The following is a 12,214-nucleotide window of genomic DNA, read 5'->3' as shown; positions in this document are numbered from 1 at the left end:
ATGTATTTAAACTTTTTTAATTTAAGTGAAATGCCTTTCACGTTGACCCCTAACACCGAATTTTTTTGTGCGCTAGAACCGCATCATGAAGCCATGCAAGTGTTAACAACGGCCATTGATATGGGAGAGGGGTTTATAAAAGTAACCGGAGAAGTAGGAACCGGTAAAACATTACTTTGTAGAAAATTATTAAACCAACTTGAACCCGATTACATAGTGGCTTATTTACCTAATTCTTATTTAAGCCCAGAAGAGTTACGTTGGGCTATTGCCGTTGAGCTTGGTATGGATGTAGATAAAACGCTTGATCAGCAGGCGTTAACTCAACTTATTAATCACTACTTGCTAGACCTGCAAGAGGATAACGAACGAGTAGTGTTATTAATTGATGAAGCGCAGTGCTTAAGCTGGGAAACACTAGAAGCACTGCGTTTATTTACAAACTTAGAAACCGAAAGTGAGAAACTAATTCAAGTAGTACTATTTGGACAACCAGAGCTTGATGAAAAACTCGCAAATAATAAAGTAAGGCAGCTGCGCCAGCGTATTAGTTTTTCTTATAAATTAAGAGCAATGACAGCTGCTGAAGTTATTTACTATATTAACCATCGCCTGCAAGTGGCTGGGTTTAATCAGCCTCCATTGTTTAGTAATAATATGGGATTAAAGATAGCGCGAGCCAGCCGTGGTATACCCCGTTTGGTAAATATTTTATGCCATAAAGTATTATTGCAGGCGTATGGAGAGGGATTAAATCAAATTACTACTCGACATATTCAGCTTGCTATAAAAGATACTGAAGACTGTGCTAAATACCGCACCGGCCAATACTGGAGCTTAAGCGCTGTAGCGATTAGTGTATTTGCTATTGCCGCCATTTGGGTATGGAGGCAATGGTTATGAGCGTGATTAATAATATGCTCAAAAACATTGAGCAACGAGAAACAAAGCAGTTAAATATTGAAAACGGTATTACAGTTAAGCCCGTTTATGACATTCGTAACATTGCTTTTAAAGTCATTGTTGTTGTGATTATGTTGTTAGTTATTTATGCCGCATATGTATTGTTGCCCGCTAGCACTGAAACACACTCACCAGTTGTTAAACAAACAAAAAATATTAGTACAAAACCAGATGCGTTAGCTCAGAAGCAGTCCTTAGAAAAACCAATAGCGTATCCAGCAATTAATGATGAGCAGTTAAGCAGTATCCCTACTGAAAATCAGGGCAAGGTTAAAACTAAGCAAGAGCCTGTTGAGCAATTGATTGTAGAAAGCGAGGTTCAAGCTCAACCTCAACCTGTAATTGCTAAAGGCATTGCTAAAAAAGCTGAGAATGACGTTTTAGTTAAAGCCCCTGATGTTAAAAATACACAAAACGTTAGTAACGATATTATAAAGCCGACTAAAAAAGCTCAGCAAAAAAATGTAATGGTGAAGAGCGAAGCGGTAGTTAAATCAGATCAAGTTAAACAGGCTGAGCTATTAACAGGGGCTAAGCAGGCAATACAGTTTGGTTTGTATGATGAAGCAATAAGTGATTTAAATTTAATTTTAATTCAGTCTCCTTTGCATATAGAAGCAAGAAACTTATTAGCAGGTACTTACTTTATGCAACAAGATATAAATTCGGCTCAACTCGTATTACAAGAAGGTATTGCCTTAAATGCGAATGTACTTGAGTGGCGCGTAATGCTAAGCAAAATATTAATTATGCAAGGCGAGTACGATGTTGTATTGCAATTGTTAAGTGCTGAATTTGAAAGCCAAGCGAACCTTGATTTTTGGGTGCTCCAAGGCACTGCAGCACAAAGTGCTAGCCAACATAAACAAGCATTAAATAGCTTTAAGCACCTAACACAGTTGCAACCAAGCCAAGCTAAATGGTGGCTTGCACTTGCTACCTCTAAAGATGCATTAGGAGAGTACCTAGATGCAAAGCAACTTTATAAAGTGGCATTAGACTTAGGCGGATTAAATACAGCCATGACCCAGCATGCATTACAGCGTTTAGTTGCGCTCAAGGAGGCAGTATGAGACCGAGTTTAAAAATGCGTTTAGGGGATTTACTTGTTCACGAACAAATGATTACCGAGGCGCAATTAAGCCAAGCACTTAATGTGCAAGCGTCATCGGGTCGTAAATTGGGTGCAACTCTTATTTCTCTGGGGTTTATTCGTGAGCCGCAACTACTTCGATTCTTAGCTCAGCAATTACAAGTTCCGTTTTTAGATATCTCTCAGCGTAAACTTTCACCCGATGTATCAAAGCTTTTATCTGAAGTGTACGCGCGTCGTTACCGGGCTTTAGTTATTGAAGATAATGGTGACTCAGTTTTAATGGGGATGAGTGACCCTGCTGATTTAAGAGGGCTTGATCAACTTGCGCCCATGCTTGCCCCTAAACGAATTGATTTAGCGGTAGTGCAAGAAAGCCAAATATTAGCAGCCTTTGATAACGTATATCGCCGTACCGACGAAATAACTAACTTTGCAGAGCAGCTTCATGAAGAATATGAAGATGTAGAAGAGTTTGATTTAAATTCTTTAGGTGATGAAACATCTGACGCAACAGTTGTTAAGTTACTGCAATCTATTTTTGAAGATGCTGTTCAAGTTCGCGCCTCAGATATACACATAGAACCCGATGAAGGCTTACTTAGAATACGTCAACGTGTAGATGGCGTTCTGCAAGAGCATACCCTTAATCAAGTAAAAATAGCCTCTGCATTAGTGCTACGTTTAAAGTTAATGTCGGGTTTGGATATTTCTGAGAAACGCTTACCGCAAGACGGACGTTTTAATATTAAAGTACGTAGCCATAGTGTTGATGTTCGTTTATCAACAATGCCTGTGCAGCATGGCGAATCAGTTGTAATGCGATTGCTTGACCAATCGGCTGGATTGCTATCGTTAGATGAAACAGGCATGCCTGTACATATACTAAAGCGAGTGCGAAGTATTATTAAACGCCCCCATGGGATGGTACTTGTTACTGGGCCAACTGGCTCAGGTAAAACAACCACACTTTATGGGGCCTTGAGCGAGCTAAATCAGCAAGAAAGTAAAATTATTACTGTTGAAGATCCCGTTGAATATCGTATTGGCCGCATAAACCAGGTGCAAATTAACAATAAAATTGGTTTGAGCTTTGCGAGCATTTTACGAACGGCGTTAAGGCAAGATCCCGACATAATAATGGTCGGCGAAATGCGAGATCAAGAAACTGTTGATATAGGTTTAAGAGCCGCGCTTACGGGTCATTTAGTTTTATCAACACTGCATACAAACGATGCGATAACCAGTGCAATGCGCTTGATTGATATGGGAGCCCCCGCTTATTTAGTAGCAAGCTCACTGCGCGCTATTATTGCTCAGCGCTTAGTTAGACGCGTATGTAACGATTGCAAAGTACCTTACCTACCAGATCATCAAGAGTTGAGCTGGCTAAAATACCTAGGCGAAGACATTGCTGACGCACACTTTTCTAAGGGGCAAGGGTGTACCGCTTGTAATCATAGTGGCTATAAAGGGCGTGTAGGTATTTTTGAGTTGCTAGAAATGGATGATGCGATGATGGATGCGCTGCGTGCAAATGATACTCAAGAGTTTTCAAAAGCCGCTAAAAATAGTGCAAACTTTTCACCACTTTCAACTATGGCATTAAATTACGCTAAACAAGGCATTACTTCTTTAGATGAGGTATTTAAAGTAGCGGAATACATCCCCGAAATTGTAGGGGATGCTGATGCAACTATATAGCTATAAAGCAAAAGATAGCAAAGGAGCGTTAGTTAAAGGGCAGGTTGAGGCTAACAACCAAGCTGGCGTTGCTGATAGCTTAATTAGACGCCAGTTTATTCCTATTTCAATCACTCAAATTGAAACCAAAAATAATATTAAAATGTTCGATAATTTATTTATCGAAAAAATAACACTCGATGACATGATCATGTTCTCCAGGCAAATGTATTCTTTGCTTAAAGCGGGAATTCCTATTATTCGCGCGATGATGGGCCTTGCAGACACTACACAAAACAAGCAGTTTAAAAATGTACTAATAGAAGTGACTAGGCAGCTAGAGCAAGGGCGTGATTTATCAAGTGCTATGGCTATTCACAATGAAGTATTTAGCCGTTTAACAGTGTCGATGGTAATGGTAGGCGAAGGCTCAGGAAGATTAGAAGATGCTTTTTATCAGCTAGCTATTTATTTTGAAAAAGAACAAGAAACACGCAAACGAATAAAAGCCGCCATGCGATACCCTACGTTTGTTATTTTAGCCTTGGTAGCCGCAATGGTTATTTTAAATATTTTTGTAATACCTACCTTTGCCAGTATGTTCGCAAAATTTGATGCTGAATTACCTCTGATGACACAAATATTAATTGGCACGAGCAATTTCTTTGTTAATTACTGGTGGCTGCTATTAATACTTGGAATTGGTGCTGTATTAGCTGCTCGTCGTTATTTAAATACCACCACAGGTCGTTTTAAGTGGGATCAGCACAAGTTAAAAATTCCTTTTATTGGACACATTTTAAAGCGCACATTACTTGCACGTTACAGCCAAAGCCTAGCTATGGTACTTCGCTCTGGGGTTCCAATGACAACCGGCTTATCACTCACTGCACATGCGGTAGATAACAGCTATATGGAAAAAGCAATTATAACAATGCGCCAAGATATAGAAAAAGGCGATAGTTTGCTTAGGGCATCAAAAAGCTCAACTTTATTTTCTCAGTTAGTACTACAAATGGTAGCCGTAGGTGAAGAAACCGGCCGAGTAGATGAGCTACTGCAAGAGGCCGCTGATTATTATGAACGTGAAGTTGACTATGACCTGCGTAGTTTAACCGCAAAAATAGAACCTATATTAACTGTGTTTGTTGCCATTATGGTGCTCATTTTAGCACTGGGTATATTTATGCCTATGTGGAACATGATGTCGGCAATTAAAGGTAATTAAGCAAGTGATAGCTTCTAGAGTTTACTCAAAAGGTTTTACGTTATTTGAGTTAGTGATAGTTGTTATTTTACTCGCGATTATTATGAGTTTCGCTATACCTCAATATTTAGGTATTAAAAATCAGGCGTATAACTCTAGCGTAGATGCAGTTGCTGGTGGTTTTGCTTCTGCTGTTGGTATGGTTAAAGGGCAATGGGAATTGGAGGGGCGGCCTAGCGGCAAGCTCAATACTACTTTTGTAAATTATGGGGGAGTAATAGTTGGTGTAGATGGAACTAAAGGCACACCAACCAGTGATGAAACAACAAAAACAGATACTCGCGCACTGGCAAGTAATGCACAAAAGTGCCGCCAAGTATTACGTGTAATTTTACAAGATGCACCCAGTAGCACGTTAAGTAATGAAGTATCAATAATAAAAAGTGTAAGTTTTTTAGTTAGGTACAATGCAAAAAATACACAATGCATCTACTATTTAACTAACACCCTTGATACTAAAAATATACCAACCAATGGTGCCGTTGTACCTGGTTTGGCTGGTTTTTCATACTTTCCCCAAACAGGTAAAGTAAAAGTATTTAAATTGAGTAATTAAAAGAGGCTTACTTATGAAAACGCAATCATTAAACAACTTACCACTGAATAAACAAGCAGGTTTTACGCTTGTAGAATTGATTATTGTAATCGTTATTTTAGGCATTTTAGCGGTTACCGCTGCACCTCGTTTTTTAAATTTACAGGGTGACGCAAATGCTTCAACACTTGAGGGTTTACAAGGTTCTATTCGCAGCGGTATGAATATCGTAAATGGTAAATCTATTATTGCGAGTGATCACAAAAAGGCATCGGCTAGTGTTGCAGTTGATACCGGCACTGCAGTTCCAACGGTTTATGGTTACCCGGCAGCTACACTAGCTGCATTTGAAGCCTTTTTGGATGTAGATTTTGCTGCTGATGATTCAGCCGATTTTAACCTTGATGATACAGCCGCAGACGGCACGCTAATTATTTATCCTAACAGTTACGTAAAAACAGATGATTGCCGTATTGATTACACGCAAGCGGCAGATGCCAATTCAGGAACAGCGCCAGTTAAAGTAACTCCACCTACCATTACACTTGTAACTACAGGCTGTTAATTAAACTAAATGAAAAGCAGTAGTAAGCAACGGTTGCGTGGCTTCACACTCATTGAGTTAATTATTACTCTAGTGATATTGGGAATACTGTCGGTAACGGCAGTTCCCAAATTTCTGGGAAGCTCAACAGAAGACGCCTATTCATATCGAGATAGTGCTTTAAATGCGCTTAGAACAGTGCAATTACGTGCAATGCAAAATACCGCTTTAAGAAGTTGCCATAAGCTCTATATTACTCCCACCCTTATAGCGCCTCCCACACCAGATACATGTACCGGTAGCGCAGATGCTAATAACAGCGAACACTTGGTTGTTCAAATAAATACGCAGCGCAGCGATATTACTTTTAATGCTTTAGATAGTAACGCAAATACCTTTACTGAAATTAGCTTTGATCCGCTAGGTCGTGCTGATCAAAATTGCGCATCACAATGCAAAATTGATATTGGCTTAGCTGCAATATGCATAAGCGGCGAAGGGCTTATTTATGCATGCCCTTAAAGCTAAAGGCTTTACATTAATAGAGCTGATTATAGGTATAGTCATGCTTGCTATTACGCTTAGTATTATTACAGCGTTAATTGCCCCTCAGGCACAAAAAAGTGCAGAGCCCATTATCGCTTTAAGGGCTTCAGAGCTAGGCCAGTCTCTGATGAACGAAATTCAAAGCAAATCATTTGATGAACACAGCGATAGAAGCCCTCCTTTTAGGCGTTGTGGTGAAACATCAGTGGGTGCACAAGCGTGTACCGCACCTGCTGACTTAGGGGCAGACAACTCAGAGACCAGAACCAGCTACAACGATGTTGATGATTATATTGCGCTTTCTAATCAGCCTATTGCTAATAGTTTAGGTGAGGTGCTAGCACCATATAGCGACTTTAATGTTGTTATTGCTGTTGACTACGATAGTGATTTTAACGATTCAACCAACAACGATGGCACCACCTTTAAGCGAATTACGATTGAAGTAACCTCATCTCAAGGTGAGGTTTACGGATTTAGTGCATATAAAGGAAATTATTAATGCAAATAGCTAAGTATCAATATGCATTTACGCTTATAGAGCTATTACTTGTTATGGTGATAATAGGTATTTTAGCGGTAAGTGCATTTTCATTCATTGGTGCAGGTGTCAGCATTTATTCGCAAGGCATAGAGCGGCAAGAGGCTGTGGCGCAGGCTCGTTTTGTAATTACGCGTATAAGTAAGGAGCTACGCCATGCTACGCCAAATTCACTTAGACTCTCTTGTGATAATAACACCCGTGGTGCATGTAGTGCTCAGCAGTGTTTAGAGTTCACGCCGTTTTTATCGGCTACTCATTACACTAATTACTTACCCACCGAAGCGCCTTTTAATATTAGCGCTGTTGATTTTGAACTTAATAATTTAACGCAGCCGCAAGCGGGAAGCTGGGCAACAATTTATCCATTAAATAGCGGTGACATATACGACGAAAGCAATAATAAGCGTTTACAGGTATCTGCATTTAATAGCTCGGCAACGAGCGCAATTGACGTGTGGCAATTTAATAAAGCATTTGCACAGGAGTCACCAAGTAAACGCCTGTATTTACTTTCCTCTGCGGTTAGCTTTTGTATTGAGGGGCAGTATTTATATCGCTATAGCGATTACGGCTTTAGTGCTACTCAATTAAATGCCGTAGGCTTACAAGTATCATCAGGCGTGAAACGAGATTTACTCGGAATTTATATTGCAAACAATTTAGCCTCTGAATTGTTTTTTACCCTTGATTCTATTTCACTGCAAAGAAATTCAGTACTTAAAATAAATGCACAAATGCAATTTAATGAAACCGAAGTTATGAATTTTAATCATGAGGTACATATTCCCAATGTCCCTTAAAAAGTCACGCGTTACGTGCTCGTTAGCAAAGCAAAGAGGCAATTTAATTATTGTTTCTTTGGTTATTATTGTTGTTTTGTTGGCTCTAGGCTTAGCGCTTGTAAAAGTGCTTTCGGGGGCGTCGCAGCAAAATACAATTGAATACTACGGCGCGCGGGCATATATGGCAGCACAAAGTGGAATCGAAAGCGGTTTAACGCAGTTATTCCCTGTAGACAGCCCTGCACAAAATTGCGCATCGGTAACATCAAACTTAACCTTTGAAACTAAATATTTAGCTTATTGCACGGTCACTCTTAGTTGTGAAGAATATATAGATTTACCCGATAGCAGCACAACTAATGGGCTTGTGAATATATATTACTTACAAAGCAGCGCAACATGCGCTGCAACAAATTGCCCTGTTGGGAATAGTTGTAGAAAAGATTATTGGCAAACGCAAAGAACGCTAAGCGTAGAGGCTAAAACGTTACCATGATGAGAAATGCATTAGTCATTATATTTTTTAGCTGCGTGTTGCTTTGTAATTACGCAAACGCGGTACCGCCTAAAATTGAAGGGCGCTATATTGAGCTGCAAGACACATATACATCACCTATTTGGACAAAAATAAATTTTCAGCAACAATACATTACGCCCCCAGCTGTATTTATGCTCTCAACAAACCAAGGCGGAAACCCTGCAATAATAAGAATACGTAATATAACCACAACAGGCTTTGAGGCACTACCGCTTGAACCCTCAGGGGAGGATGGGGGGCATATTAGTATGGGCGCGCACTACTTAGCCGTTGAATACGGTGTGCATGAGTTTCCTGATGGAACAGTTATGGAAGTCGGGAGTACTGATCTGCAGCTAGAATTACAATATGGCTCTAAATCAGGTTTCTCCCCTTTGACTCCTAAAGGCTATAAGTCTTTAGTGTTTGCAGAGCCATTTACTCAAAGGCCAAACTTTTTTCATTCTTTGCAAACGCTTAATAGTATTGATAGTAATCCTCCCTCTGAGGCATTAATTCCGTTTTTAACCATTGCAGTAGAAAGTGGTTCTTTATCAACTAGTGGTGTAAATGTAGCACTTGAAGCATCAGAAACCGCGCTTGGCATAATTAAAAATGAAACGATTGCTTATATGGCAGTTGAGCCAGGAAGTAATCGAACGTTTAGCGACGATAATGGCGTTGAGGTATCGTGGGAAACATTTTTTACCGGCTTTGAAGTAGATGGCTGGAGCAATGGCTGTAATTACTTTAGCTTTACTAATGACTTTAGTGTTGCACCTTTAGTGGTTGCCAGTAAAAATTCGCGTTTAGAGGACGACGGTGGTTGGCTACGCAGCTGTAACTTACGAACCGACAGGCTAGGGCTCGTTGTTGATGAAGATCGTGATGGCGATAACGAGCGCCGTCACGTAAAAGAAGAAGCTTCAATACTCGCTATGACCAGTACCTTTGTGTTTAATGGTGATATTTTAGATTGTGATACATTATTTCCAGGCGCTATTTCTACTTATAACAATGGTGAGGTACAGTTGGTTCAGGGGGTAGAAATAACAGATGGTAATGCTCAGTTTGTAACTACGACCAATTTAATTTCTACAGCGCTTACAAACCCTCCTTTGTGTAATGGGCAAGGCTGTGTTGCAAGTGGCTATAACTCTTTAGAGCCAAACCAAGCTGCGCAGGTACCAACAGTTACAAACGATGGTAGCTCAACCGGCCCTATTCCTACGTCGCTTGCAGGGGACTATTTTTACGATGAACTACAATTAAGCATGCTCGAAACACTATATAAAGTAACCGCCCCTACACGGATTTTTTTAAAAGACACAACATCACTCATTTCCACATCGTTTTTAAATATTGGTAGAACAAATATAGAAGTAGAAACAGGCGCATACTTAGCAATATACGTTGATGGTGCCATAGCTATTGCCGCAGATGCTAATATTTCAGCGTATATTGTTGCAACAGGAGAAGTAAGAATAGCACAAAACGTTACATATCAAGGCTCTATTACATCAGCAACACAAGTAATTACCGAAGGCAGTTCAACTTTTGATGCAATAACAGTACCCGAAAGTATCCCTGGTTTTTGTGGTATTTATAAACCTGTGACTTTAGATCACTATCGTTTATCAATAAGTGATAACAAGGGCTTAACGTGTGAAGCAAAAGAAATGACACTTACGGCCTGTGCAAACGATGCGTGTGATTTATTGTTTGATGAACCGTCTAGTTTGAACTTATCGCCAGATAATAGCGGACAGCAGAGCTGGGTTACGGGAGAAAATATTAATTTTACAGGTTCAGCAGCGGTGGAGTTTGCCAAGCGCACAACCGGGAGTGTCACTTTTGGCTATAATACCGCAGACCCTTCAGCACCGCTTCGCTGTTATATTGCAGGTAATAATGTGGGGCTTAGTGGCTGTAAAGTGACGTTTTCAGATGCAGGGTTTATTTTTAATAACGAAACCGATGGCAACACAACTATACCTACTCAGTTGTCAGCTAAACCTTCGAACACTGGCTTTAATGCCAAAGCGCTCTCAATCCAGGCAGTTAAAACAAATACTACAACAGGTGTATGTGAAGCTGCTTTTCCTGCGAGTGGGGATGTAAACTTAGATTTAGCCTATACATGCAGTGCAGGGGCGAGCTGTACTGACCCTGTTGTATTGAGCAATAACAATAATAACTATAGTGTTGAGCAGGCATATCAGACTTTTCCCATAAATTTTGATAATGATTCTAAAGCGCCCATTGTTATAAGTTACCCTGATGCAGGTAAGCTCAGTATAAATGTAAAAACCAATCTCATATTAGATCCCGTAACTAATTTATCGGTTAATTTAACAGGTAGCTCTAATGAGTATGTTGTTAAACCATTTGGACTCGCAATGAGTGTTGAAAACGATGGTTATGCAACAGATGCTAATGGCAGTTTGTTTAGACTAACTGGTGAAGCATTTAATTTAAAAATGAATGCTGTGCAATGGCTTTCAGGGCAAGACACTAATAACGATGGCTACCCAGATAACTACAGGAACATTAATAATAACCCTATTGCTAAACACTTTATCACAGAGCAACCGTTAGTAGCGGCAACAATAAAAGCCCCTTTATCTGGTGTATCAGGTACGCTTGAAGCTATGAGTACTGTTGCCTTTAGTGATACAGGGGACTTAAGCGAATCAGTATCGCAGTATAATTACGACCAAGTGGGTATTGTTGATTTAATATCCGGATTGCAAGATGCAGATTACTTTGGGGCTGGTGATGTAAAAGGGGCGCTTTATGATGTAGGTCGCTTTGCACCTTCACAGTTTCAAATATTAGGAATACAGGCAGCTGCGCAATGTACGCGTTATGGCAGCAACCTAACTTACCTTGAGCAACCTTTTGAGCTTGGCTTTACAGTACAAGCACAAAACCAAAATAATCAGTTAATGGCAAATTACCGTGATGGGTTTGATAAATCCTTAGTGTTCGTCAATGCTGAAAATAATGAGGCCGGTAATTATATACCTGCAACGAGTTTTACTAGCCGACTTGTAAACCTAGGTAATAACAACTGGGGAGATATCAGCGACGGCCAGTGGCAAATGAGCCAATCCAACACCACACTTGAAAGATTAGGAGTAGGACAACCAGATGGGCCATTTGCTATGGTTAGTTTGATGGCAACCCTAAATAACATTGAAGGCGCAACACTTGTAGGTGCAAACGATAAACCTAATACCCAAACAACATGCTCAGGTGGCTGCAATAGCGTAAGGTTAAACTCTGTACCCATAGAGTTTAGGTTTGGGCGTTTAGCGCTTGGCAATAATTCAGGCTCTGACTTAGACCCTTTACTTGTTCCTATGCAGTCTCAATATTACAACGGTAGTGATTTTGTTAATAATACTGAAGATAATTGCAGCGTGTTTGATCATACTCAAATTACACAAGTAGCGCCTACGAGCCCTATATTAAACTATGAATATGGAGCAGGAGTCTCCGGGCAATTAGAGTCGGGCAGTTATCCTGCAAATAATGGTATTTATGCGCAGCCTAATGGTTTAGGGGAGTTTACCTTAGAATATAATACTTACGATTGGCTAAAATGGGATTGGCAAGGGGATGGCACACAACTTAATCCTCACGCTATTTTACAATTTGGTCGCTTTAGAGGAAATGATCGGGTTATTTACTGGCGTGAAACACGCGAATAGTTGTAAACTAAGATAATAATTGAA

The 12,214-nt window shown here is 40.0% G+C and carries 11 protein-coding genes; all 11 read left to right on the top strand.

Translation table 11 applies throughout. The features are described from left to right. Genes CWC11_RS09765 through CWC11_RS09715 form a run of 11 tightly spaced genes read left to right on the top strand, consistent with a single transcriptional unit; the run spans position 1 to position 12,190 of the window. Positions 1 to 903 carry an ExeA family protein gene (locus CWC11_RS09765; RefSeq protein WP_138682541.1) on the top strand — a complete coding sequence of 301 codons (903 nt, stop codon included), beginning with the start codon at positions 1 to 3 and terminating at the stop codon, positions 901 to 903. Then, positions 900 to 2,036 (top strand): tetratricopeptide repeat protein, encoded by a 1,137-nt coding sequence (locus tag CWC11_RS09760; RefSeq protein ID WP_138682540.1) that lies wholly within the window; start codon positions 900 to 902, stop codon positions 2,034 to 2,036. The genes CWC11_RS09765 and CWC11_RS09760 overlap by 4 nt, the downstream gene beginning before the upstream one ends. Next, positions 2,033 to 3,760, top strand: a complete 1,728-nt coding sequence (locus CWC11_RS09755) for a GspE/PulE family protein (RefSeq protein ID WP_138682539.1) — start codon at positions 2,033 to 2,035, stop codon at positions 3,758 to 3,760. Before CWC11_RS09760 ends, CWC11_RS09755 begins: the two co-directional genes overlap by 4 nt. Continuing rightward, positions 3,747 to 4,967, top strand: coding sequence for a type II secretion system F family protein (locus tag CWC11_RS09750; RefSeq protein ID WP_138682538.1), 1,221 nt, complete (start codon positions 3,747 to 3,749; stop codon positions 4,965 to 4,967). Before CWC11_RS09755 ends, CWC11_RS09750 begins: the two co-directional genes overlap by 14 nt. Before the next feature lie 4 nt (positions 4,968 to 4,971). Beyond that, on the top strand, positions 4,972 to 5,562 hold the full coding sequence (locus CWC11_RS09745; protein ID WP_138682537.1) for a prepilin-type N-terminal cleavage/methylation domain-containing protein: 591 nt from the start codon (positions 4,972 to 4,974) through the stop codon (positions 5,560 to 5,562). Positions 5,563 to 5,575: 13 nt separating this feature from the next. Further along, positions 5,576 to 6,106 carry a prepilin-type N-terminal cleavage/methylation domain-containing protein gene (locus CWC11_RS09740; protein ID WP_138682536.1) on the top strand — a complete coding sequence of 177 codons (531 nt, stop codon included), beginning with the start codon at positions 5,576 to 5,578 and terminating at the stop codon, positions 6,104 to 6,106. A gap of 9 nt (positions 6,107 to 6,115) precedes the next feature. Further along, on the top strand, positions 6,116 to 6,607 hold the full coding sequence (locus CWC11_RS09735) for a type II secretion system protein (RefSeq protein WP_138682535.1): 492 nt from the start codon (positions 6,116 to 6,118) through the stop codon (positions 6,605 to 6,607). Continuing rightward, a complete protein-coding gene (locus tag CWC11_RS09730; protein WP_138682534.1) occupies positions 6,594 to 7,133 on the top strand; it encodes a prepilin-type N-terminal cleavage/methylation domain-containing protein in 540 nt (179 codons plus the stop codon). The genes CWC11_RS09735 and CWC11_RS09730 overlap by 14 nt, the downstream gene beginning before the upstream one ends. Further along, positions 7,133 to 7,975, top strand: a complete 843-nt coding sequence (locus CWC11_RS09725; RefSeq protein WP_138682533.1) for a PulJ/GspJ family protein — start codon at positions 7,133 to 7,135, stop codon at positions 7,973 to 7,975. Before CWC11_RS09730 ends, CWC11_RS09725 begins: the two co-directional genes overlap by 1 nt. Then, positions 7,965 to 8,453, top strand: a complete 489-nt coding sequence (locus CWC11_RS09720) for an agglutinin biogenesis protein MshP (protein ID WP_138682532.1) — start codon at positions 7,965 to 7,967, stop codon at positions 8,451 to 8,453. The genes CWC11_RS09725 and CWC11_RS09720 overlap by 11 nt, the downstream gene beginning before the upstream one ends. Continuing rightward, positions 8,450 to 12,190, top strand: a complete 3,741-nt coding sequence (locus CWC11_RS09715; protein WP_138682531.1) for an H-type lectin domain-containing protein — start codon at positions 8,450 to 8,452, stop codon at positions 12,188 to 12,190. Before CWC11_RS09720 ends, CWC11_RS09715 begins: the two co-directional genes overlap by 4 nt. Positions 12,191 to 12,214 lie beyond the last annotated feature (24 nt).

Origin of the sequence: Pseudoalteromonas sp. S3178, assembly GCF_005886985.1 — a bacterium.
In the GTDB taxonomy this organism is placed as follows: domain Bacteria; phylum Pseudomonadota; class Gammaproteobacteria; order Enterobacterales; family Alteromonadaceae; genus Pseudoalteromonas; species Pseudoalteromonas carrageenovora.
The sequence above is the reverse complement of the archived record's forward strand: the minus strand, read 5'-3'. Positions and strand labels throughout refer to the sequence as shown.

Coding starts and splice junctions, on each gene's coding strand:
- CWC11_RS09740 (WP_138682536.1), top strand. CDS start 5,576: ATGAAAACGCAATCATTAAACAACTTACCACTGAATAAACAAGCAGGT.
- CWC11_RS09735 (WP_138682535.1), top strand. CDS start 6,116: ATGAAAAGCAGTAGTAAGCAACGGTTGCGTGGCTTCACACTCATTGAG.
- CWC11_RS09755 (WP_138682539.1), top strand. CDS start 2,033: ATGAGACCGAGTTTAAAAATGCGTTTAGGGGATTTACTTGTTCACGAA.
- CWC11_RS09750 (WP_138682538.1), top strand. CDS start 3,747: ATGCAACTATATAGCTATAAAGCAAAAGATAGCAAAGGAGCGTTAGTT.
- CWC11_RS09760 (WP_138682540.1), top strand. CDS start 900: ATGAGCGTGATTAATAATATGCTCAAAAACATTGAGCAACGAGAAACA.
- CWC11_RS09725 (WP_138682533.1), top strand. CDS start 7,133: ATGCAAATAGCTAAGTATCAATATGCATTTACGCTTATAGAGCTATTA.
- CWC11_RS09720 (WP_138682532.1), top strand. CDS start 7,965: ATGTCCCTTAAAAAGTCACGCGTTACGTGCTCGTTAGCAAAGCAAAGA.
- CWC11_RS09730 (WP_138682534.1), top strand. CDS start 6,594: ATGCATGCCCTTAAAGCTAAAGGCTTTACATTAATAGAGCTGATTATA.
- CWC11_RS09715 (WP_138682531.1), top strand. CDS start 8,450: ATGATGAGAAATGCATTAGTCATTATATTTTTTAGCTGCGTGTTGCTT.
- CWC11_RS09765 (WP_138682541.1), top strand. CDS start 1: ATGTATTTAAACTTTTTTAATTTAAGTGAAATGCCTTTCACGTTGACC.